The sequence below is a fragment of the Aquimarina besae genome (genome assembly GCF_042434905.1).
Classification (GTDB): Bacteria; Bacteroidota; Bacteroidia; order Flavobacteriales; family Flavobacteriaceae; genus Aquimarina.
In genome coordinates, this window is the sequence record NZ_CP170199.1 from 3,216,763 (window position 1) to 3,238,563 (window position 21,801).

At 33.3% G+C, this 21,801-nt stretch carries 23 protein-coding genes; 16 read left to right on the forward strand and 7 right to left on the reverse strand.

Annotated elements, in window-relative coordinates:
* Window positions 1-18 precede the first annotated feature (18 nt).
* Complete coding sequence (locus ACE94K_RS14080; protein WP_378173411.1) at window positions 19-2,691, forward strand: DNA gyrase/topoisomerase IV subunit A; 2,673 nt, start codon at window positions 19-21, stop codon at window positions 2,689-2,691.
* Between the two features lie 113 nt (window positions 2,692-2,804).
* Here the strand turns inward: ACE94K_RS14080 and ACE94K_RS14085 are convergent, their stop codons facing one another.
* The 3 genes from ACE94K_RS14085 to ACE94K_RS14095 form a co-directional block, all read right to left on the reverse strand.
* Entirely contained in the window at window positions 2,805-3,383 is a 579-nt protein-coding gene (locus tag ACE94K_RS14085) for a PhnA domain-containing protein (RefSeq protein WP_378173414.1), read from the reverse strand.
* 59 nt (window positions 3,384-3,442) lie between these two features.
* The gene (locus ACE94K_RS14090) at window positions 3,443-3,820 is read right to left on the reverse strand and encodes a DNA topoisomerase IV (RefSeq protein WP_378173418.1); all 378 of its coding nucleotides are present in this window, start codon (window positions 3,818-3,820) and stop codon (window positions 3,443-3,445) included.
* Between the two features lie 78 nt (window positions 3,821-3,898).
* Window positions 3,899-4,378 carry a helix-turn-helix domain-containing protein gene (locus ACE94K_RS14095; RefSeq protein WP_378173420.1) on the reverse strand — a complete coding sequence of 160 codons (480 nt, stop codon included), beginning with the start codon at window positions 4,376-4,378 and terminating at the stop codon, window positions 3,899-3,901.
* A gap of 375 nt (window positions 4,379-4,753) precedes the next feature.
* On the opposite strand from ACE94K_RS14095, the gene ACE94K_RS14100 reads away from it, so the two are divergent.
* From ACE94K_RS14100 to ACE94K_RS14145, 10 genes are all read left to right on the forward strand, one after another.
* On the forward strand, window positions 4,754-5,911 hold the full coding sequence (locus ACE94K_RS14100) for a M14 family zinc carboxypeptidase (protein ID WP_378173423.1): 1,158 nt from the start codon (window positions 4,754-4,756) through the stop codon (window positions 5,909-5,911).
* Between the two features lie 75 nt (window positions 5,912-5,986).
* Window positions 5,987-6,466, forward strand: coding sequence for an Lrp/AsnC family transcriptional regulator (locus tag ACE94K_RS14105; protein WP_299601986.1), 480 nt, complete (start codon window positions 5,987-5,989; stop codon window positions 6,464-6,466).
* 100 nt (window positions 6,467-6,566) lie between these two features.
* Complete coding sequence (locus ACE94K_RS14110; protein WP_378173426.1) at window positions 6,567-9,149, forward strand: phosphoenolpyruvate carboxylase; 2,583 nt, start codon at window positions 6,567-6,569, stop codon at window positions 9,147-9,149.
* A gap of 271 nt (window positions 9,150-9,420) precedes the next feature.
* Window positions 9,421-10,182 carry a class I SAM-dependent methyltransferase gene (locus ACE94K_RS14115; RefSeq protein ID WP_378173428.1) on the forward strand — a complete coding sequence of 254 codons (762 nt, stop codon included), beginning with the start codon at window positions 9,421-9,423 and terminating at the stop codon, window positions 10,180-10,182.
* Between the two features lie 106 nt (window positions 10,183-10,288).
* Complete coding sequence (locus tag ACE94K_RS14120; protein ID WP_378173431.1) at window positions 10,289-11,665, forward strand: alpha/beta hydrolase family protein; 1,377 nt, start codon at window positions 10,289-10,291, stop codon at window positions 11,663-11,665.
* Window positions 11,666-11,775: 110 nt separating this feature from the next.
* Window positions 11,776-12,132, forward strand: coding sequence for a hypothetical protein (locus tag ACE94K_RS14125; RefSeq protein ID WP_378173433.1), 357 nt, complete (start codon window positions 11,776-11,778; stop codon window positions 12,130-12,132).
* Window positions 12,133-12,140: 8 nt separating this feature from the next.
* A complete protein-coding gene (locus ACE94K_RS14130; RefSeq protein ID WP_378173436.1) occupies window positions 12,141-12,842 on the forward strand; it encodes a DNA alkylation repair protein in 702 nt (233 codons plus the stop codon).
* Window positions 12,843-12,913: 71 nt separating this feature from the next.
* Window positions 12,914-13,249 (forward strand): DUF2834 domain-containing protein, encoded by a 336-nt coding sequence (locus ACE94K_RS14135; protein WP_378173438.1) that lies wholly within the window; start codon window positions 12,914-12,916, stop codon window positions 13,247-13,249.
* 91 nt (window positions 13,250-13,340) lie between these two features.
* Entirely contained in the window at window positions 13,341-13,853 is a 513-nt protein-coding gene (locus ACE94K_RS14140) for a DinB family protein (protein WP_378173441.1), read from the forward strand.
* A gap of 62 nt (window positions 13,854-13,915) precedes the next feature.
* Complete coding sequence (locus ACE94K_RS14145) at window positions 13,916-14,293, forward strand: nuclear transport factor 2 family protein (RefSeq protein ID WP_378173444.1); 378 nt, start codon at window positions 13,916-13,918, stop codon at window positions 14,291-14,293.
* Window positions 14,294-14,305: 12 nt separating this feature from the next.
* On the opposite strand, the gene ACE94K_RS14150 is transcribed toward ACE94K_RS14145, so the two are convergent.
* From ACE94K_RS14150 to ACE94K_RS14160, 3 genes are read right to left on the reverse strand one after another with little or no spacing between them, the layout of a single operon-like run.
* Window positions 14,306-14,935 (reverse strand): alpha/beta hydrolase, encoded by a 630-nt coding sequence (locus tag ACE94K_RS14150; RefSeq protein WP_378173446.1) that lies wholly within the window; start codon window positions 14,933-14,935, stop codon window positions 14,306-14,308.
* Between the two features lie 13 nt (window positions 14,936-14,948).
* Window positions 14,949-15,797: an alpha/beta fold hydrolase gene (locus tag ACE94K_RS14155; protein ID WP_378173449.1), complete on the reverse strand. Its 849-nt coding sequence runs from the start codon at window positions 15,795-15,797 to the stop codon at window positions 14,949-14,951.
* On the reverse strand, window positions 15,794-16,363 hold the full coding sequence (locus ACE94K_RS14160; RefSeq protein WP_378173452.1) for a TetR/AcrR family transcriptional regulator: 570 nt from the start codon (window positions 16,361-16,363) through the stop codon (window positions 15,794-15,796). Before ACE94K_RS14160 ends, ACE94K_RS14155 begins: the two co-directional genes overlap by 4 nt.
* An 86-nt stretch (window positions 16,364-16,449) precedes the next feature.
* Here ACE94K_RS14160 and ACE94K_RS14165 point away from each other — a divergent pair, with 86 nt between their 5' ends.
* The 5 genes from ACE94K_RS14165 to ACE94K_RS14185 all read left to right on the forward strand — a co-directional run bounded on the left by ACE94K_RS14165 (window position 16,450) and on the right by ACE94K_RS14185 (window position 21,227).
* Window positions 16,450-16,875: a PaaI family thioesterase gene (locus ACE94K_RS14165; RefSeq protein ID WP_378173454.1), complete on the forward strand. Its 426-nt coding sequence runs from the start codon at window positions 16,450-16,452 to the stop codon at window positions 16,873-16,875.
* A gap of 1 nt (window position 16,876) precedes the next feature.
* A complete protein-coding gene (locus ACE94K_RS14170) occupies window positions 16,877-17,956 on the forward strand; it encodes an isochorismate synthase (protein WP_378173457.1) in 1,080 nt (359 codons plus the stop codon).
* A 55-nt stretch (window positions 17,957-18,011) separates the two neighbouring features.
* A complete protein-coding gene (menD, locus tag ACE94K_RS14175) occupies window positions 18,012-19,736 on the forward strand; it encodes a 2-succinyl-5-enolpyruvyl-6-hydroxy-3-cyclohexene-1-carboxylic-acid synthase (RefSeq protein ID WP_378173459.1) in 1,725 nt (574 codons plus the stop codon).
* Window positions 19,737-19,839: 103 nt separating this feature from the next.
* Window positions 19,840-20,181: a DUF2853 family protein gene (locus ACE94K_RS14180; RefSeq protein ID WP_378173462.1), complete on the forward strand. Its 342-nt coding sequence runs from the start codon at window positions 19,840-19,842 to the stop codon at window positions 20,179-20,181.
* Window positions 20,182-20,393: 212 nt separating this feature from the next.
* Window positions 20,394-21,227 carry a S1 RNA-binding domain-containing protein gene (locus ACE94K_RS14185; RefSeq protein WP_378173465.1) on the forward strand — a complete coding sequence of 278 codons (834 nt, stop codon included), beginning with the start codon at window positions 20,394-20,396 and terminating at the stop codon, window positions 21,225-21,227.
* Window positions 21,228-21,253: 26 nt separating this feature from the next.
* Here the strand turns inward: ACE94K_RS14185 and ACE94K_RS14190 are convergent, their stop codons facing one another.
* Window positions 21,254-21,742, reverse strand: coding sequence for a hypothetical protein (locus ACE94K_RS14190; RefSeq protein WP_378173467.1), 489 nt, complete (start codon window positions 21,740-21,742; stop codon window positions 21,254-21,256).
* Window positions 21,743-21,801 lie beyond the last annotated feature (59 nt).

The following is a 21,801-nucleotide window of genomic DNA, read 5'->3' on the forward strand; positions in this document are numbered from 1 at the left end:
AGTGCCCCGAAAAAAGGTATGGATATAGAGAACGAGAACGAAGAACTACATAATGAATTAACGCCAGAGGATCATCAACCTCAGGAAGTAATTACCAAAGTTACCGGGATGTACAAAGACTGGTTTCTGGATTATGCATCATACGTAATTCTGGAACGAGCTGTACCTGCTATTGAAGACGGATTGAAACCGGTACAACGTCGAATTCTTCATTCTATGAAAGATTTAGATGATGGTAGGTATAACAAGGTTGCTAATATTGTAGGGCACACTATGCAATATCATCCACACGGAGATGCAAGTATTGCAGATGCGATGGTGCAAATAGGTCAAAGAGAGTTGTTGATTGATATGCAAGGTAACTGGGGTAATATACTGACAGGTGACAGAGCAGCAGCTTCCAGATATATAGAAGCACGCTTGTCTAAATTTGCTCTGGATGTTGTTTATAATCCAAAAGTAACAGATTGGCAACTATCCTACGACGGACGAAAAAAAGAACCGATTAATCTTCCAGTAAAGTTTCCACTTTTATTAGCACAAGGAGCAGAAGGTATTGCAGTGGGATTGAGCACAAAGATTCTTCCGCATAATTTTATCGAGCTGATAGAAGCTTCTATCAAACATCTACAAGGCAAACGATTTACTATATTACCCGATTTTCCGACTGCAGGTATTGCTGATTTTACCAATTATAATGATGGTAATCGCGGAGGTAAAGTTAGAGTACGTGCAAAAATTTCTCAGCTAGATAAAAACACATTGATTATAAGTGAGATACCGTTCTCTACTACAACCTCTACTTTAATTGATTCTATCCTTAAAGCAAATGAAAAAGGCAAGATAAAGATCAAAAAAATAGAAGATAACACTGCTGCAGAAGTAGAGATTTTGGTGCACTTGCCAGGAGGTATTTCTCCAGACAAAACTATCGATGCGTTATATGCGTTTACTAGTTGTGAAACATCTATTTCTCCTTTGGGCTGCGTTATCGAAGAAAATAGCAGGCCAAATTTCATTGGCGTTTCTGAAATGTTGAAACGTTCTACAGATCATACTGTAGAGTTACTGAAGAAAGAATTAGAGATACAGCTAAACGAATTACAAGAGCAATGGCATTTTGCTTCTTTGGAGCGAATTTTTATCGAAAATCGTATTTATCGTGAAATTGAGGAAGAAGAAACCTGGGAAGGAGTTATACAAGCTATTGATAAAGGTCTGCAGCCACATATAAAGCATCTAAAACGTCCTGTAACCGAAGAGGATATTGTTCGTTTGACAGAGATTCGAATAAAAAGAATCTCGAAGTTTGATATTGATAAGGCACAGCAAAAGATCGAAGCTTTAGAAGAAGATATAGCTCAGATAAAACATCATTTGGAGCATCTTGTAGAATATGCTATTTCGTATTTTAAGAGATTAAAAGATACTTATGGCAAAGGAAAAGAACGTAAGACCGAAATCAGGATTTTTGACGATATCGAAGCTACTAAAGTGGTCATCAGAAATACCAAGCTATATGTAAACAGAGAAGAAGGTTTTGTAGGAACATCACTTCGTAAAGATGAATATGTAACTGATTGTTCTGACATTGATGATATCATTTGTTTTATGGCAGATGGTAAAATGATGATCACTAAAGTGGATGCAAAAACTTTTGTAGGTAAAGATATTATCCATGTAGCGGTCTTTAAAAAGAAAGATAAGCGTACCATCTACAACATGATTTATCAGGATGGTCGAGGAGGGGCTTCATATGTAAAACGTTTTGCGGTTACTGGAGTTACCAGAGATAAGGAGTATGATTTAACACAAGGTAAGAAAGGCTCAAAGGTTACGTATTTCACGGCAAATCCAAATGGAGAAGCTGAAGTGATAACGATTTTCCTTCGTCAGGCAGGAAGTATTAAGAAATTGAAGTTTGATCTCGATTTTTCTGATCTTCTGATAAAAGGAAGAGGTGTAAAAGGTAATATTGTTACCAAATATAACATCAAAAAAATTGAATTAAAGGAACAAGGTGTATCTACGTTAAAACCTCGTAAGATATGGTTCGACGATACCGTTAGAAGATTAAATGTAGATGGAAGAGGAGAACTACTTGGTGAGTTTAAAGGAGAAGATAGATTATTGATCATTAATCAAAAAGGAATTGTGAAGACAATTATTCCTGAAATTACGGTTCACTTTGATTCAGACATGATTGTTTTGGAAAAATGGAAACCAATGAAACCAATCTCAGCTATTTACTGGGATGGAGAAAAGGAGCGATACTATGTGAAACGGTTTTTAGTCGAAAATCCGGATCGTGAGGAGATAATTATTTCTGATCATCAAAAGTCTTTTTTAGAAATTGTTTCTACAGATCACAGACCGGTAGCAGAAATTGTATATAATAAGCTAAGAGGAAAGGATCAGAAGCCAAATGAAGAAATAAGCTTAGAAGACTTTATTTCGGTAAAAGGAATAAAGGCACAGGGGAATCAATTAACCACTGAAAAAGTGAGGCAAATTAATTTATTAGATTCATTACCATACGACGAACCAGAAGAAGTTCCGGCAGAGGAAATAGAAGTTGTAGAAGAAGAAGCGGTGTCGCCAGACTCTAAGAACGCTAGTTCGGGTAATGGAGTTTCCTTTGATAATGATGATGAAGATGAAGGAGACGGAGAACAAATAACTTTATTTTAAAAATCTGATTTAAAATGTTTTGCACTTGTTTATATAAAGTTTTAGTTTATTTTTTTATGATATAGTAAATCGGGTTAAATGGCTGTTTTTCGTTTAACTGAATTTATACAATACTAAGATTTTTTAACAAACTTGGTCAATATAATGATTTGTTGCCCATTAATTTTTCCTTCTATATGATCTGGATTATCGTGGACCAAAGATATGTTTCGAACAGTTGTTCCTCTTTTAGCGGTAAAATTAGCACCTTTTACATTCAGATCCTTTATTAGAACTACCTGATCTCCCGATTGCAATATTGTACCATTAGAATCCAGATGTTTTATGGCTGTATTTTCATCATCTCCTTCCCCTGTAGCTTTAGCCCAAGTCAATGTATCATCATCAAGATAAAGCATATCAAGTAGACCTTGTGGCCAGCCTTCAGATCGTAATCGGGTAAGCATCCTCCAGGCAACTACCTGAACTCCGGGAACCTGGCTCCACATACTATCATTCAGGCAACGCCAGTGATTTATATCGGTAGATTTTGGATTTTCAATTTGATCAAGACAGGTGTTACAAACTAAAATACTTGAATCTAATCCTACATTAGGAGATTCAGGTATATCGTATATAGATAAATTTTCTGTAGCGTTACATAGTTCGCAAGTAGATCCGCTACGATCCTGTAGTTCCTTTAGTTTATCCATATCTTTAGTCAAGAAGTGAGTTTTCGTTTTATTGTCTTTGAGTGGTTTGCAAAGAACTGTTAGTTAATTTTTTTGGCAGTTCCTCGTTGTTTATTTTTTTTTACCCCAACTAAACCATACTCAAAAGTATAGGTATCCTTATCAGTTGTAAGAATCTTCATATGTATCGCTTTTTCTTCTGCCATGTTTTTAGGATGCAGCTTTTTTACAATGTACTCGCAATCATTGATCCAACGAATACTTGCTGTATCGCTTTTACCTTGAAAATAGTCTATTTCTATTGAGTCGTTACGAACAAAGGTGGTTTTGGCAAGTTCACCATTTAAATACGTCTCAAATTCGAAAGTACCAACTTGAAAATCTGTACAATCCCTTTCTTGTTGATAACAACCCGAAGCGAATCCAGAAACAAGCAATATAAAACAAAGTTGCCTCATAAATTTGTATTACTATCAACGAAAATAATTCTATTTCTATAGATTTTGTAACAACCAATAGAAAAGTTGTTAAGATTTTTAGTTCTTGTAAACGTCAAAGGTGCCATCTCTGTAAAAGAATACAATTTGACTGATATCTTTACTAGAAGAAACAGTATTGATGATTTCTTTTTTTTCTTCAGGAATAGTTTCATCTAAAGCACTTGTGATATTCATTTCGGTTTGAGAAAATAAATCTTGCTCAGTTTCTTCGGCCGTGGACGTTTCAGTAGGAGAAGGGGGCATTGTTTTAATTGGTGAAGGTGTTTCAATATTTGTAGCTTCTTTTTCTGATTTAGGAAAAGTGCCTTCACCATAAAGTAGCCAATATAATTCAGCCTCAGGATATGCTTCTGCAATCTTCATTACAAAGTCTAAGCTAGGTTTGTTTCTTCCTGATAAAATGTGAGAAATAGAAGAACGACCAACACCCATAGCGTCTGCAAATCCTGATGCAGAAACGTGGTAGAATTTCATAATTTCTTGTATTCTTTTTCCGAAAGCTTCTGTGTTTACCATTGTAAACGATTTAAAAGATGGTTAATAATTACAAAAGTAAACAAATACATAAAAAGAATAGTTTACAATTGTAATTAATTAGATTTAGTTATATAGTAATATTAAATAATTTATTTATATAAACGGTATTAATTATTTGAAAATAAATTAATTAAAAATATATTAATATTCTTTTAATAGTGTAAGCTTTTTTTTGACATTCAGGATCTAATTGCTGTTTAAGATGGTAAACAATATGTGTAATTCACTTGTTTACAACTGTAAATTAAGACGATTTACAATTGTAAATTTATTCGAAGTTTACAAAAGTAAAAACAATAACTATTGTTATGAAACTTCAGTAAACAGTAGTATTTTAGACGCTTTAATTGGCTTATGGATATCAAAAATTTACAAGATTCTTTTAAGAAATACCAAGAATCATCTTTACACGGTCGCTATATACATTTGGGACATATTAAACCTTTATTAGAAAGGTTTTCGGATCCAATTAAGGTGGAGATATTAGGTACTTCAGAAAACAATGCTCCTATTCATCTTTTAAAATTAGGTACCGGAAAAAAGAAGTTACTCTTCTGGTCACAAATGCACGGAAATGAAAGTACAACGACCAAAGCGATATTTGATTTTTTAAATATGCTAACAGATGATGCTAATGAGGTTTCAAAACACATTTTAGCTTCTTGTACTTTGTATATAATTCCCATATTGAGTCCAGATGGTGCAGAAGCATATACGAGACTCAATTATAATCAAATCGATCTTAATCGCGATGCACAAAATAAAACTCAGAAAGAAAGCATAGTGCTTAGAAATGTAATTGATGAGGTTCAACCGGATTATGCATTTAATTTACACGGACAGCGTACTATTTTTAGTGCTGGAGAAACTAAGTATCCGGCTACAGTCTCATTTTTGTCACCTGCAGGCGATAAAGAGCGTGCAATTATTCCTTGCAGGAAGATTGCAATGGAAATCATTGTAGAGATGAATAAGGTGCTTCAACAGATTATTCCTAACAGCGTGGGAAGATATGATGATGGCTTTAATATCAATTGTGTTGGAGATACTTTATCTGATATGGGAATACCCACAATACTGTTTGAAGCAGGTCATTTTAAGGATGATTATGACCGAGAGAAAACCAGAATGTTTATTTTTTACGCCTTGATAACAGCTGTTGCATACATTTCAGAAAAAGAAATCACAGGAGATTTTTATGAAAAATACTTCGAAATTCCTGAAAATGGAAAATGTTTTTACGACATTATTATCAGAGACGTTATTTTGAACAAAAGAAATGTAGATATCGCAATACAATATACCGAAGAATTATCCGAAAATGATATTAAATTCATTCCTAAAATTGTTAAAATTGAGAATTTAGAAAATTTTTACGGACATAGAGAAATTATCGGCAATAAAAGAGCAATACAGAACGAAAACGTTACAGTAGAGGTAGTTCCAGATAGTGAGATGTTAAAATTCTATCTAAACGATGAATTATTCTCAACAGAATTAAGAAAAAGTTGAAAAAAAATGTATGAAAACATTATTTTTCTGTTATTTTTGCAATGTAAATAATCGGGAAAATTTATTAGAATTACTATGGCAAAATTTAAATTAGACGAAGTAGATCACCAAATTTTAGACATGTTGATTGAAAATACTCGTACTCCATTTACGGATATTGCAAAAAAATTATTGATTTCTGCAGGTACCGTTCACGTACGTGTTAAAAAAATGGAAGAAGCAGGAATTATTGAAGGTTCTTCGCTTACATTAGATTATAAAAAATTAGGATATTCTTTTATTGCTTATGTTGGTATTTATCTTCAGAATACCTCACAAACTAAGTTTGTATTGCAGAGAATTAGAGAAATTCCTTTTGTGACCGTTGCACATATAACTACAGGAAAGTTTAATATCTTCTGTAAGGTAAGAGCAAAAGACACCAATCATGCAAAAGATATTATATTCCAATTGGATGATATTGATGGTGTATACCGCACGGAGACAATGATTTCTTTAGAAGAAAGTATTAATGATAAGAAGCGCTTAATGCATTCTATTTTTCAGGATTTGTAAAGGGCAGTCGTTTTCAAACATATAAACCCTTTAGGAATAATCTTAGAGGGTTTTTTAATGTATAATAATTTATTAATCAACCATATTCGTAACCACAATTATGGCAAGACAACCAAAATTAGAGCGCTTTAACCACAACGTTCTTACTAAGTATCAGATATACAACAGTATATTTATTACCTTACCCTTTGACGAGATTACTAATACCGGTGTTTTACTTCCGCTTTTTAAAGAAGTTTGTGAAAAAGGTTATGACCAAAAGAAAAATCCTTCAGAAATTGTAGAGAGCTTTTTTAAGTTGTATCAGGACAATCCTTCAGATAAAGAAAAGCACGATCTTTTGTTTCGTTTCATTCAGTATATAGAACGACAGGTAGTATTATTTGATGCGATAGAAGATGCGGCTTTTCCTATTGTAAATAATATGGATGGTCGTGGTACGCTTAGGAGCATTAAAGAAGAAGCACAGGCAAAAGGACAGTTAGAAGAATTAAAAGGTTATCTAAGAAGGTTTAAAATCAGACCAACTTTAACGGCACATCCTACACAATTTTATCCAGGAACGGTTTTAGGTATTATCCACGATTTGGATACCGCGATTCGGAATAATGACTCACAGTTAATAAAAAGATTATTAGCGCAATTAGGAAAAACAGCTTTTTTTAAAAAAGAAAAACCAACACCATACGATGAAGCAGTAAGTTTGATCTGGTATCTCGAAAATGTATTTTATCATTCGGTTGGAACTATTTATAATTATATTCAGCAAAATATTTTTCAGGGAGAAGACTTAGAAAATGATTTGATCAACCTTGGTTTCTGGCCTGGTGGAGATAGAGACGGTAATCCTTTCGTTACTACAGAAACGACATTAAAAGTTGCAAAAAGACTTCGCAAAACCATTTTGATTAACTATTATCGAGATATGCGTAAGTTAAAGCGTAGAATTACTTTTGGAAATCTCCAAGATAAGTTAAGTGTCCTAGAAGAGGCCTTATATGATAATTTTTATTATGCTAAAACTGCAGAGCCTTTATCGATAGATAAATTGATGAATGGTTTATTAGAAGTTAGAGAAGAATTAATTAGTAAGCATCAATCTTTATTTTTAGAAGAATTACAAGATTTAATCAATAAAGTAAAGATTTTTGGATTCCATTTCGGAACCTTGGATATCAGACAAGATTCTAGAGTACATCATAAAGTTTTAACTGAAATTGTTCGGAAAACCAACGAATTGGGACTTGGTTTCTTTCCTGAGAATTACGATTCTTTATCAGAAGAAGAACAGATAAAAGTATTAACCAACGTTACAGGAAAATTAGATCCTTCAGTTTTAGATGATGATATGGCGAGAGCTACTATAGAATCCATTTATGCTATACAGACCATACAGCAAAATAATGGAGAACGAGGTGCTAATCGTTATATCATAAGTAACAATGGTAGCGTGCTTAACGTTATGGAAACTTTTGCTATGATCCGTTTGAGCGGTTGGGAACAACCGACAGTAGACGTAATTCCACTATTCGAGACTGTACCTGATCTTCGTGTTTCTCATGAAGTTATGGAAGCATTGTATAGCAATCCGGTCTATATGGAACATCTGAAACGTCGCGGAATGAAGCAAACAATCATGCTTGGATTCTCGGACGGAACCAAGGATGGAGGATATCTAATGGCTAATTGGGGCATTTTTAAAGCAAAAGAAGCCCTAACCGAAATTTCAAGAAAATACGATGTAAAAGTGATATTCTTTGATGGTCGTGGAGGACCACCGGCTAGAGGAGGAGGAAATACGAATCAATTTTATGCTTCTCTCGGTCCAACAGTAGAAGATGAACAAATACAAATTACAGTTCAGGGGCAAACAATTAGTTCTAATTTTGGGACTTTAGACTCTTGTCAGTATAACTTGGAACAATTATTAGGGGCTGGTGTAGAAAATCAATTAACTCCAAACGAGGCTAATCTTTTTTCTAAAGAGAATAAAGCCACGATGCAGGAATTAGCGGATATAAGTTATCAAACCTACGTAGACTTTAAAAATCACCCTAAGTTTTTACCATATTTAGAGCATATGAGTACATTAAAATACTATGGTAAAGCAAATATTGGAAGCCGTCCTTCTAAACGGAGTAAAAGTACTAGTTTGGATTTTGGAGATTTGCGAGCTATACCTTTTGTAGGTAGCTGGAGTCAGTTAAAACAAAATGTTCCTGGTTTTTATGGAGTAGGTACTGCCTTAAAAGTTTATGAAGATAGAGGAGAGTTTGACAAAATTATTACTTTATATAAAGGTTCTGCATTTTTTAGAGCTTTAGTAGGTAATAGTATGATGAGTTTAACCAAATCATTTTTTCAGCTGACTGCTTATATGAAAGACGATCCGGAGTATGGCGCTTTTTGGAATATTATTCACGAAGAGTATCAATTAACGAAGCGTTTGTTATTAAAACTTACAGGATACAAAGAGCTTATGGAAAATGAACCAGCGGGTAGAGCTTCTATAGATGTAAGAGAAAACATAGTATTACCTTTATTAACGATACAGCAGTATGCTCTCAAGAAAATTCAGGACATCAATAGAACCGGTAATAATGCCGAAAATCTTGAGATTTATGAAAAAATGGTGACTCGTTCATTATTTGGTAACATCAATGCCAGTCGTAACTCTGCATAAGTAAGCAAAATTTTAAAGTATAAACCACAACAGAATGATTGTTGTGGTTTTTTTTGTATGAAAGATTTTGTGTTTCTTTAAACTTAAATCAATGAAGATTTCGGCGTTGATTTGTGGTAAATGATTATCGTTAAAGATATCATTCAACTTCTGGTAATAATCGTATATGAAAATGTTATGCAGTGTTTGTAATAATAAGACCATATTAAAGTGTAAAAGTAAAACGTAAAACTATTTATATAAAAATCTCAGATATATTTAAAAACATCAGATGCAAATAGAAAAAATCATACCCATTATTGGTAAAGTGCCTCACATGAACCCAGAACAGGGAAGTATAGTGTATAACTTAATTCTCGAAAATAATATCGATAGTATTTTAGAATTAGGGATTGCCCACGGCACAGGTAGTTGTTATATGGCTGCTGCACTAGATGAAAAGAGAAAAGGTAGTGTGATTACTATGGATAACAAGAGTGCAATGGATAGAAAACCAAATGTACATGAGTTATCTAAAAAATGCGGATTAACTCAATATATTACCCCAATTTTTGCCAATACGAGCTATAACTGGGAATTAATGAAGTTAATTGATCAGCAAACGAAGGATGGGATATGTCAACCAATTTTTGATTTTTGCTATGTAGATGGTTCACATAATTTTGAGATCGATTGTTGTGCTTTTTTTTTAGTGGATAAGTTGTTAAAACCAAATGGGATGATACTTTTTGACGATTTGGATTGGACATATCAAAGTAGTCCAAGTCTAAAAAATACAGATCGGGTAAAAGCGATGACAAATGATGAGAAAATAACTCCCCATATTAGGAAGTTGGTAGAACTGATAGTCATTCCTCATCCTAATTATGATCCTGAATCAAAATTTGATAACTGGTTCTTGGTTAGAAAGAAAGGTTCAGCCGAATTAATACGTTCCGAAAAAATCGAGTTAAATCAATACTTAAACGAGCAAACAATTACCCAGGATATCAAAAGTATCCTTAAAAAAGTTAAGAGAAAATTATTTTCATAAATGACTTTTATAAGGTTTTATTTGACCTAGAAGCTTTTCGATAGGACAATGGGAAAGAAATTTAAAACCTCTATCTTGTAAGAAATTAACACAAATAGCTCTTATAATGTCTAAAATAAACACAACATTCGTAAGCTTACTTTTATTGTTTTTTTTTATCAATACATTTTCTCAGGATATCTCTGGTGATTGGATGGGGGTAATTAGCATCAATAATGCTGAGTTAGGGATTGCTTTTCATATCAAAGAGAAAGCAGATAGCCTGGTTTCTACAATGGATATCCCAAAACAGGGTTTAAGTGATGCAAAGGCAGCGAGTACCAAATTGATGGATAATGAATTGATCATCTCATTTCCCAATTTTAAAATAGAATATAAAGGAAGTCTTAACGACAATGGAGAAATCATAGGCAATTTGATACAAGGCGGATTTCCGATTGCTTTGTCTCTTAAAAGAGGAACAATTGTACTCAATCGTCCACAAGAACCTACTCCTCCTTTTGATTATTATGTTGAGGAAGTATCATTCGTAAATTCTATAGATCAGGTAACTCTAACGGGTACACTAACCCTTCCAAAGAAAGATGGTAAATTTCCAGTAGTCGTTATCGTTAGTGGTAGCGGACCTCAAAATAGGGATGGTGAAATGTTTGGGCATAAACCTTATTTGTTGCTGGCAGACCAGTTAACAAGAAATGGAATTGGAGTTTTGCGATTTGATGAAAGAGGTACGGGGAAATCCAAAGGTGAATTTAAAGACATTACAATTGACTTGTCATCATTAGACGTAAAATCAGCTATCGATTATTTAAATAAAAGGGAAGATGTCGATAATTCCAAAATGGGGTTAATTGGACATAGTATAGGTGGAATTGTGGTGCCTAAAGTGGCATCAGAAAACAAAAATATAAGTTTTATAGTACTTTTAGCTGCTCCGGGTGTTGAAGGAGATTCTTTAATGCTTTCTCAAAAATCGGCTATTGAAAAGGCAATGGGATTGAATGAAATACAAATTGCTCAGGGACAGGAATTTGTAAAAGGAGCTTATGAAATTATTAAAAACACCCAACTTAGCAATATTGCTTTAAAAGATAGCATTCATACTTTTTATAAGAATACATATGGTAAGCTATTACCCGAAAACCAAAGAAACCTGTTGGTAAATCAGATAACAGGAAATGAAGTAGTAAGTTTAATAAAGTCAAAACCTTCCGAATATTTAGAGAAAATAAGTATTCCAGTTTTGGCCTTGAACGGAGAGAAAGATTTACAAGTGTTATACAAAGAAAATTTAGCAAGTATCAAAAAGTCACTAGAAAAGGCAGGCAATAAGAACATAGAGATTGTAGCCCTAGAAAATCTCAATCATTTATTTCAAGAATGTAGTACAGGAGTTTTAAGCGAATATGCTGAAATTGAACAAACCTTTTCTCCAAATGCCTTGGGGATAATGATCGACTGGATTCAAAAGCAAACCAAATAGTAATTTTAAAAAGACGTTAAATAAACAAACATTTAGTGGGCATCAGGTTTATTTTAGGTATTTTAGGAAGGTGATATTTGTCCGTTATTCATCTATAAATGATTTGTACCATGAATAAAGTTTCCATTATACTATTTTTCGTTTTTTTATTTCAACATACAGTGTTTGCACAGTTGAAGTCTGTCATAGAAATAGGAACTAATGAAAGTATGTCTATAGCCGGAAAAGGTCCCGGTCAGGATGCAGTTAATAATCCTTATCTGGGTGAAGATAGTAATGCGATCATAGAAAACATTGGTCAAAATGAATTTACTATTCGAATTCAGGAAAAAGAGAAGATAGTAAAAATGACTCCTTTGAAATCGGGCCAAACTAAAGAGTTTTTAATTTTAAAAAATCAGCAACTATACTTTGATAGCAATCTAAAGACCACGGTAAAGATTGCCTTTAAACAAATATCTAAATAATCTTAGAGTTGACTTATAACGAGCTAATAACACGTCTTTATGAGCTGAAAGATCCTGAAAAAGTAACCTTTAGGGAGAATAAATTCGGAATTGTATCCAACAATTCTTTGGGAATATATCATAAAGATTTAAAAGTAATAGCTAAAGAAATTGGAAAAGATAACCAACTCGCTTTACAACTTTTCCATAGTGATATTTATGAAGGTCGTCTATTATGCAGTAAGATCTTTGATCCAAAAGATGTTACTGAAGAGTTAATGGAAAAGTGGGTCAAAACCTTTGAAAACTGGGAGATTTGCGATAGCTTTTGTATGGGATTATTTGCCAGAAGTAAATTTGCATTAGCCAAAATCATAGATTGGACAGAAAGAAAACCTGAGTTCGAAAAAAGAGCAGGTTTTGCTACCATGGCAGCCTATTGTATGGCAGATAAAAAATCAGATAATGATATATTTGTTCAGTTTTTTCCAATGATCTTAAGAGAAGCTACCGACGAAAGGTTATATGTAAAAAAAGCTGTAAACTGGGCATTGCGCAATATTGGTAAGCGCAATATTGATTTAAAACAAATAGCTATTAAGGTTGCTAATGATTTGTTAGCAATTGATAATTCCACTGCCAAATGGATCGCGAAAGATGCATTAAAAGAACTGCAAAATGAGGGTGTAAGGATATCAGATTACCCAAGAAATATTTATAGGCTTAAGTAATTTTCTATCTCAAAAAGAAGAGGTGGTTCGAAAATAATCTTAAGGATTGAGAAGAACACAAATCAAATCATATGAAACTCAAACACGCATTTTTATTATTAGCGATATTAGGGCTCTGTCTTACGTGGTATTTTAATATTCAGTTTTATTTAACGGCAGAAGACACTTCTTTACTTAACTATATTGCACAAACAAAAACTACGTTTCCTGCAAAATCATTTAATGCAGATTTATTAGTGGTAGTATTTACCTTTTTTGCTTGGTATATACCAGAGGCTATTAAGCTAAAAATGAAACACTGGTGGATATTTATTCCATTAACGTTTATGGTAGCTATTGCATTTGCATTTCCATTGTTTTTATATTTTCGAGCGCGTAAGCTCGAGAAACAAAACGCAGTTAGTTGATTTGTGATAGTCAATAATAAAGAACTGTTAATGAGTTTATGGATTGAATTAAGAATTAGTACATTTCTACTTTATTTATAAATGATAATTTATGCAATCTATACTTACTCCAGAAGAGTATAATCCATATTATGGCGTTTACATTGATAAAGCCGAAAGTTCTAATATTGTAGATGGCTTAAAGCTTGATAAACAGAAATTTATTGATTTTGTAAATTCAATTCCTAATGAAAAACTAACCTATAGCTATGGAAAAGGCAAATGGACTGTTGCTGAAGTATTGCAACATATCATTGATACAGAACGAGTTTTTGCTTATAGAGCACTTCGTTTTGCGAGAAAAGATAAAAGTCCGTTAATGGGGTTTGATCAGGATGAATATGTTGCTAATTCGAATGCGAACAATTATACCAAGAAAGAGTTTATAGAAGATTTTGAGGCCGTTAGAAATAGCTCAATAACTTTATTTAAAGGTTTTACAGAGGATATGCTAACTCAAATAGGTGAGGCGAGTGGTAGCCCAATGAGTACCAGAGCTGCCGGTTATATACTTTCTGGTCATCAGAAACATCATCTGGACGTCATTAAAGATAGATATTTATAATACGCAAGACCTGTCAGGTTTTTAAAAAATGATAGGTCTATATATTTCCGAAAACAATTGAAATGACTAAAGAAGAAGTAGCTAAAAAATATCTTTCTTTCTTAGAAAAAGGAGAGATGGATAAAGTGATTGGCCTGTTTACCGATAATGGAGTTGTAATTTCTCCTCTTTATGGTGCCCTGCCAGCTACGGAATTTTATAGAAAACTATCTGAAGATACCGCTTCTTCTCGATTAAACTTTGATGATTTGTTCTATGAAAAAAACACAAATCGGATTTCTTTGCTTTTTGATTACAACTGGACACTAAAAAATAAGAAAAAGGTGAAATTAAAGGTAGTGGATATTTTAGAATTAACTTCTGAAAACAAAATTCAAAAATTGACTATTATTTATGACACGGTGCAAAGTAGGAAAATGGTAGAAGAGTTGAAAAATTAAAAGAATCCGATACTAAATAATATTTTTTAAGGTAGTGATATCCAATTCGTGACCGCCAGGATGTGTTCTAAATTCTATTTGTGGTAAAATTTCTTTAACTCTTACTTTTTCTGCGTTTACTTTATCTATTTCGAAATAAGGATCTTTTTCTCCCAAAATATGAGTTACTTTGGTCTTATCTGTCAAAAATGTAAAATCCTCTTTTGCGAGTTCTTTCGGGAAACCTCCCGAGATCATCACAAAACCATCAGGTTGTATGTTTCTGCTGGCAATCCATCTACTGGCGATACTCACGCCTTGTGAGTACCCCAAAACAACAAAATTGATAGTAGAAGGAAGATTTTCGGCTTCTATTACAGCATCCACATAATTCAGAACATTTTTAGTCTCAGTTTGTGTGTTTTCTTTGGTAAGCCAGCTAGATCCTACTTTCTTATAATCATTATTCTTATAGTACTTTGAAGGAGCTTGTGGTGCGATAATATAGTTTTCTGAAGGATCCAAACTTTGGAATAACCTAATAAAATATCGGCTTAGATAGCCAATTCCGTGAAAGACTAACCAAACGGTTTTCGTTTCTTCAGTAAGCTCATTCAGAGTATCATAGGTGTTTGTGGATTGATATACAACCTCTTTTTGCATAATCAGTGGGGTTTTATAGTTGGAACCATTCATCTATTAATGGCCACAAGATATCCTGATTTTTCTTCCTAAAAAAATCAAAATGGCCAATAGTTTTAAGATTATAATCAGATGGTTTTAGGTGCTTTCGAATGGTTTGTGCATTGCTATACACGCGATCTCCTAAGATGTCTACGGATTTTTTGGGAGCAAAAAGGTCATCTTCAATACTTACCAACAACATAGATGATTTTATGTTCTGGTAATACGTTGCAGTATTTCCTTTGGTAAAGTGCAGCATAGAATCTGGATGTAAGAGAAAGGTAGCCCAGTCTTTTGCAGCTTTGGTTGTTAATGGTTTTCCTAACCCAAACCAGCCAGAGGGATAATACCCTAAAATAGAAGTAGTAACCGGAACCAGTATTTTGAAATTTAGATATATCAAAGCACGCATTCTTGGTGTAAAATGTTTGTAAAACCCAAACTGAGATCCAATGGTAAGATACTTATCATAATATTGGTAGGCGTCACTAAACCCAACACTGTTTCCGCCATAACTATGACCGATCATATATTGGGTGTTATTTGGGAATTTTTCTTTAACGAATTTAGATACGGCTCTGAAGTCCATTGCCCAGGAAAAGAAACCATATTCTTTTAGAGATTGAATGTTCTGAGAAGTTGATTTGCCAATACTTCGATAATCAAAAGTAAATACATTACACCCTTTTTCTGCTAGATATATAGCTAAATTGAAGTAAAATTTTTGTGGAACAGCTACTGCCGGAGCAAAGACGATTGTTTTATGATTCGATGATTTTGGAACAAATTCGTGCACCGAAATAGGATATCCATCATTAGATTTTATAAAATAAGATTTCATGATTGTGATTTCAAAATTATCTTTTCCATTCTGGAAACAGCATTGTTTATATATTTATGATCGTTGTAGATACGCATCAATAGGATTCCACCCTCCAGATCCTGAACCATCTGTTCTGCCAATACCAAAGATTCTTCTTTAGAATAATTAGGCTCTAGTAGAATCTGTAACCCAGCTATAAAATCTTCAAAAAAGAATTTGATTTCGTCTTTATAAATAGGATCAAGGTGTGCGGTTTCTAAGGCAGTATTGGCCATAATGCAACCGCTATTGGCATTTCTAAACATTTTATCGATAAGGCCATGTACTTTTTTAAGCTTTTGTTCGGTAGTCAGGCTTTTGTCTTCAATTACCTTAAACAAATTATGCTTAAAATAACTATTAACAGTTGCTAATACTTCTTTAATCAACTCTTCTTTATTATTAAAGTAATAGTAAAAATGAGATTTTTCAATTTCACAAGCTTTTGCCAACTCGCTCATGCTACTTTTAGAAACACCACGTTCTCTTAATACCGGAATTACTTTGCTTAGGACTTCTTCTTTGGATGTTTTTGTTTTTGGCATTTTATTGAACGTTCGTTAAAATTATATTCAAAGATAGTTAGAATTATTTAATGCCATTGCTTATTTTTACTTAAAATTTAAAACATATGAAGCTTAATAAAGAGGAGATATTGAAACAATGCGCTATCATGTGCGAGAATACGTTGATGGAAACATTGGATATTTCTTTTTGTGATGTTGGAGAGGATTATTTAGTTGCAAAGATGCCGGTAACTTCCAGAGTGCATCAACCTGATGGTGTTCTTCACGGTGGTGCTATGGTAGCATTGGCAGAGAGTGTGGGTAGTGCGGCTTCTCATATATTTTTAGATACCAAAGAATTTTATATTAGAGGTTTAGAGATTTCAGCGAATCACGTAAAAAGTGTTAGAGACGGATATGTATATGCAAGAGCTGAGATTGTACATAGAGGAAGAACCACACAGCTTTGGGATATCAAAATACGTAATGAAGATGATAATCTGATCTCTATAGTAAAACTAACGACTATTGCTTTGGCAAAATCCAGATAATATGGATATTTCATTTTTATATATGAAGATCCAATCTCAATGGGATCTAGAATTACCATTTGTAATATATCGGAAATCTGGAGAAAAAGAACTTCATAGTTTTCTTCAAAATAATAATGAATTATACAAGATAGATTCTTATGACACCACAGGCTTTGTTTTTGCACCATTTGATAACAGAGACGATACAATTCTAATATCAGCCGAAAACAGTGAATATTATAGATCGGTTATTTCAGAAACTGAATTTGAAGTTCAGCATAACAAACAATCTATATCCATTGATATTGATGATAATGAGAAAGAAGCTCATTTGAAGCTTGTTAGCAAAGGAATTGAAGCCATTACTCAAAATTCTTTCAAAAAAGTAGTATTATCCAGAAAAGAAGAAATACATTTTTCTGACATGGCTCCTTTAGAGGTTTTTACGAAGTTAGTTGATAGTTATCCTAATGCCTTTGTATATTGCTGGTATCATCCTGCATTTGGCATTTGGCTAGGAGCAACCCCGGAAACTTTGGTAACCATAAAAGGGGATCAGTTTTTTACAATGTCTCTGGCAGGAACTCAGCCGTATGTTGATTCTTTAGAAGTGAAATGGGGTGCTAAAGAGATAGAAGAACAAGCTATGGTAACAGATTATGTGATCAATAAGCTTTCTTCTAAAGTAGATTCTCTTGAAAAATCTGGAACCTACACCCATAAAGCGGGAACATTATTACATTTAAGGACAGATATTAAAGGTACATTGATACCTAATAATTCTAATATAGAAGATATCATAAAAACATTACATCCTACACCGGCGGTATGTGGTTTACCAAAAGAAGAAGCCAAATCTTTTATTATAAAGAATGAATTATACGATCGAAAGTTTTATACAGGCTTTTTGGGTGAACTAAACATAAGTAAAAATGGAGAAAAAGAATCTAACCTCTTTGTAAATCTTCGTTGTATGGAACTGTTTGATGATAAGGCTGTGATTTATGTTGGAGGTGGAATCACTAAAGATTCAGTTCCTGAAAAAGAATGGGAGGAAACAGTTAGAAAGACTGAAACCATGAAAATGGTTTTGTCTTAAAATACTTTAAAAAGGTTGGCTTTAATTATTGCGATATCGTAATTTAGCACCTCGAATGAGAAAACGTTTATATTCCAAAATTCCTTTGTCCCAAGCAATTGTTGCTCTATGCGAAGCAAAAGGAATTCATCATATTATCATTTCACCCGGATCCAGAAATGCACCTTTGACTATTGGGTTTACTGAGAACCCTAATATGCAATGCTACAGTATTGTTGATGAACGATGCGCAGCTTTTTTTGCATTGGGAATCGCTCAGCAAATTCAAAAGCCAGTTGCATTAGTATGTACTTCGGGTAGTGCATTACTGAACTATTACCCTGCAATTTCTGAAGCTTTTTATAGTGATATTCCATTAGTGGTGCTAAGTGCCGACCGACCAATAGAACGAATTGATATTGGTGATGGCCAGACAATACGGCAGAAAAATGTATTTGAGAATCATATTCTTTATTCTGCAAATCTTTATTCTGAAATAGTAGCCGAGACTGAGATTGATGACATAAAAATCAAGCAGAAACAACACGAGGCTCAAAAACATAACGAAAGAGAAATTAATCTGGCGTTAAATATTGCTTTAGAAAAAAATGGTCCGGTTCATATTAATGTTCCTTTTTACGAACCACTTTATGATGCTATAGAGAAACCGACTTTTATTCCTAGAAATATACCTGTAGAGCGAGTAGAATATAAAATTTCTGAAACTCTTAGATCTGGTATGCTCAAAGAGTGGAATAATGCAGAACGTAAAATAATTTTAATTGGTGTCAATCCACCAGGGCTCGTTGAGCAAAGATGGATTAATCACTTTGCTAATGATCCTTCGGTTCTGGTGCTAACAGAAACTACTTCTAATATTCATCATACTACACACTTTAATTGCATCGACCAGTTGATTACACCATTAAATCAAAAAGAGTTTAAAGCCTTGCAGCCAGAGGTTTTATTAACTTTTGGTGGGATGGTTGTATCTAAACGGATTAAAGCTTTTTTAAGAAAATATCAGCCCAAAGTTCATTGGCATGTAGATGAAAAGAAAGCTTATGATACTTATTTCTGTTTAACAGAGCATATAAAAATGAATCCGAATTCATTTTTTTCAGATTTTTTACCGGATACCAATATTGTACAAACGAATTATAAATCTAATTGGACAACGGTTAGAGACCAGAGGAGAATAAACCATGCTGAATTCTTGAAAAATGTAGCTTTTTCAGATTTAAAAGTATTCGAGTCTGTTTTTAATTTAATTCCAAACGATCAGATGGTTCAGTTAAGCAATAGCTCGACCGTGAGATATGCTCAGTTATTCTCGTTAAATCCTACGTTCAAGGTATTTTGCAACAGAGGGACAAGCGGAATAGACGGCAGTACATCTACAGCCATTGGAGCAGCGGTAGGATCTGGATTACCAACTACTTTGATTACAGGTGATCTTAGCTTCTTTTACGATAGTAATGGATTATGGAACGATGCGATCCCGCCAAATTTTAAGATTATTTTAATTAATAATGGAGGAGGAGGGATTTTTAGAATCTTACCCGGTAAATCAGAAAGTGAAAATTTTAGTAAATTTTTCGAAACAAAACATCATCTAACTGCAGAACAGCTTTGTAAAATGTTTCATATTACATATGTAAAAGCAGAAGAGGAGAGTACATTATTGAATGAGCTTAAAAAGCTTTATGAAAATAATGATTCGCCTCAGTTATTAGAAGTTTTTACGCCAAGAACAAAAAACGATAGTGTTTTAATCGATTATTTTGCGTGTTTTATCTAAAAAACGGGATATAATATAATTTATAAATGAATTATTCATTAATAAATAAGTTATATTTGAGATAACATAATAAATTAACTAAAACCTAAAACATTATCATCTTATGAGTAAAAGAGACGAATTAATTACTAAGTATGCTGCTGATATTAAAGATAAAATTGGTCAGACACCAGATATGGATTTTTTAACTAAAGTTACTATTGGTTGTGGGCCATCAATTTATAATAAAGATGCTGCTACGGTGTCTGGTAGCGATGCTGCAGAATTAGAAACAGTAAAGAAAAATTTCTTGATCAAAAAATTAGGTCTTTCTGATGGACCAAAATTAGACGAGGCTATTGCTTCTGTAATGGAAGCATATGGTAAATCTAACAGAAATAAGTATAGAGCAGTGGTTTATTACCTTTTAGCTAAACACTTTAAAAAAGAGTCTGTTTATAAATAAAATAAAAGATAATATAAAATTGATAGGTGTTCTTTAAAGAACACCTTTTTTATTCTAGGAGGATTAATACCCCAAGGCTTGCCTAGCCTGTAAAACGTAAACAGTTTGAAAACGAGAAATCTTTTGGATGCTCCGTGAGCTTGCTCCGGAGATTTTTACTTAAATTTAATAAAAGGAGAATTAAAGAATTATATTTGCGCAAAATATAAAGTATGTTGAAACTTGGCACCTATAATAAGCTGGAAATAGTAAGAGAACGTGATCAGGGAGTTTACCTGAGTGATGATGATGGAAATGAAGTGTTATTGCCTAATAAATATGTGCCTGAACAGTTTATGATAAGAGACGAGCTAAAGGTTTTTGTTTATCTAGACCACGAAGAACGTGTTGTAGCAACTACCTTAGAACCCTACGCAACCGTAAATTCGTTTGCTTATTTAAAATGCACAACAGTTTCAGATATTGGAGCTTTTGTAGATTGGGGACTGGAGAAAGAGCTTTTCGTTCCTTTTAAAGAACAAGCTTCAAAAATGCGAGTAGGAAGTTGGTATCTCATTTATGTGTATTTGGATGAAGAGACTAATAGACTAGTTGGTTCAAGTAAAACGAATGCTTTTTTAGACAATTCTTTAGTGTTATTATCACCTTTTGATGAAGTAGATCTTATTGCTTCACATCCATCGCCATATGGTTGGAATATGATTGTAAATCAAAAACATTTGGGACTGGTATATGAAGATGAAATTTTTCAGAAAATAAATACTGGAGATCAGCTTAAAGGTTTTGTAAAGAAAGTTCGAGCTGATGGTAAAATAGATCTTACATTACAAAGACACGGATATCGAGCTATAGAACCCAATGCTCAACAAATATTGGACGAATTAAAATCAAATGGTGGATTTATTGATCTCAACGATAAATCAGATCCTAACGACATCAAAGATGTTTTTCAGTTAAGTAAAAAGAGCTTTAAAAAAGCGATTGGTTCTTTGTATAAAGCAAAAAAGATAGTTATAGAAAAAGACGGAATTCGTCTGGTAGACTGATTTTTGATTACATTAATTCATTTATTTTAATTTGGTCTTCGACTAGTAGTTAGTGGGAGCCCAGTGACCGGACAGTATATTCCTGTTCTGGTGCTTGCATCTTCATATACGGTGTTTTTAACGCCTCCGTTGTTAGGATTACTGTTATTATAACCACCATTTCCTGTAATAGTAATACTTGCGTCTCTTTTCTCGATGGTAGGAATTGCGACGTAGTAATCAGATTTTACAAACTTATTTTCCGGAAGCAAAAGCATAGGCCTGTCATCTTTGATACGTTGCCTTCTAAGATCTACTGTTAGGTCTATTTCCATAAGATGATAATTACCTGTAGCTATTCTAGACCTTATGTAGGAAAGAGAAGGAGTAATATCTTGATGTTCAATTGTATATTTAGTATAATTCTCAGATAACTGAGCGTTCAGAGATTCCCATTCTACAATCAAAGAGGGTTTCTCTTGAGCAAAAGTCATAAAACTAAAACAGCTCAAAAATATTCCAAAGAAAATTCGCATAAGTTTTCCTTTATTATTTCCGATTAAAAGTATCAAAAATCGTGCAGAACTTGTGTTAA

What these genes read in the sequence shown, in the direction of transcription:
- ACE94K_RS14160 (WP_378173452.1), bottom strand. Translation starts at nt 16,363, where the DNA reads ATGCCAAAAACAAAAACATCCAAAGAAGAAGTCCTAAGCAAAGTAATT.
- ACE94K_RS14190 (WP_378173467.1), bottom strand. Translation starts at nt 21,742, where the DNA reads ATGCGAATTTTCTTTGGAATATTTTTGAGCTGTTTTAGTTTTATGACT.
- ACE94K_RS14180 (WP_378173462.1), top strand. Translation starts at nt 19,840, where the DNA reads ATGAGTAAAAGAGACGAATTAATTACTAAGTATGCTGCTGATATTAAA.
- ACE94K_RS14110 (WP_378173426.1), top strand. Translation starts at nt 6,567, where the DNA reads ATGGCAAGACAACCAAAATTAGAGCGCTTTAACCACAACGTTCTTACT.
- ACE94K_RS14095 (WP_378173420.1), bottom strand. Translation starts at nt 4,378, where the DNA reads ATGGTAAACACAGAAGCTTTCGGAAAAAGAATACAAGAAATTATGAAA.
- ACE94K_RS14080 (WP_378173411.1), top strand. Translation starts at nt 19, where the DNA reads ATGGATATAGAGAACGAGAACGAAGAACTACATAATGAATTAACGCCA.
- ACE94K_RS14120 (WP_378173431.1), top strand. Translation starts at nt 10,289, where the DNA reads ATGTCTAAAATAAACACAACATTCGTAAGCTTACTTTTATTGTTTTTT.
- ACE94K_RS14105 (WP_299601986.1), top strand. Translation starts at nt 5,987, where the DNA reads ATGGCAAAATTTAAATTAGACGAAGTAGATCACCAAATTTTAGACATG.
- ACE94K_RS14135 (WP_378173438.1), top strand. Translation starts at nt 12,914, where the DNA reads ATGAAACTCAAACACGCATTTTTATTATTAGCGATATTAGGGCTCTGT.
- ACE94K_RS14165 (WP_378173454.1), top strand. Translation starts at nt 16,450, where the DNA reads ATGAAGCTTAATAAAGAGGAGATATTGAAACAATGCGCTATCATGTGC.
- ACE94K_RS14140 (WP_378173441.1), top strand. Translation starts at nt 13,341, where the DNA reads ATGCAATCTATACTTACTCCAGAAGAGTATAATCCATATTATGGCGTT.
- ACE94K_RS14170 (WP_378173457.1), top strand. Translation starts at nt 16,877, where the DNA reads ATGGATATTTCATTTTTATATATGAAGATCCAATCTCAATGGGATCTA.
- ACE94K_RS14115 (WP_378173428.1), top strand. Translation starts at nt 9,421, where the DNA reads ATGCAAATAGAAAAAATCATACCCATTATTGGTAAAGTGCCTCACATG.
- ACE94K_RS14090 (WP_378173418.1), bottom strand. Translation starts at nt 3,820, where the DNA reads ATGAGGCAACTTTGTTTTATATTGCTTGTTTCTGGATTCGCTTCGGGT.
- ACE94K_RS14150 (WP_378173446.1), bottom strand. Translation starts at nt 14,935, where the DNA reads ATGCAAAAAGAGGTTGTATATCAATCCACAAACACCTATGATACTCTG.
- ACE94K_RS14185 (WP_378173465.1), top strand. Translation starts at nt 20,394, where the DNA reads ATGTTGAAACTTGGCACCTATAATAAGCTGGAAATAGTAAGAGAACGT.
- ACE94K_RS14085 (WP_378173414.1), bottom strand. Translation starts at nt 3,383, where the DNA reads ATGGATAAACTAAAGGAACTACAGGATCGTAGCGGATCTACTTGCGAA.
- ACE94K_RS14125 (WP_378173433.1), top strand. Translation starts at nt 11,776, where the DNA reads ATGAATAAAGTTTCCATTATACTATTTTTCGTTTTTTTATTTCAACAT.
- ACE94K_RS14145 (WP_378173444.1), top strand. Translation starts at nt 13,916, where the DNA reads ATGACTAAAGAAGAAGTAGCTAAAAAATATCTTTCTTTCTTAGAAAAA.
- ACE94K_RS14100 (WP_378173423.1), top strand. Translation starts at nt 4,754, where the DNA reads ATGGATATCAAAAATTTACAAGATTCTTTTAAGAAATACCAAGAATCA.
- ACE94K_RS14155 (WP_378173449.1), bottom strand. Translation starts at nt 15,797, where the DNA reads ATGAAATCTTATTTTATAAAATCTAATGATGGATATCCTATTTCGGTG.
- menD (WP_378173459.1), top strand. Translation starts at nt 18,012, where the DNA reads ATGAGAAAACGTTTATATTCCAAAATTCCTTTGTCCCAAGCAATTGTT.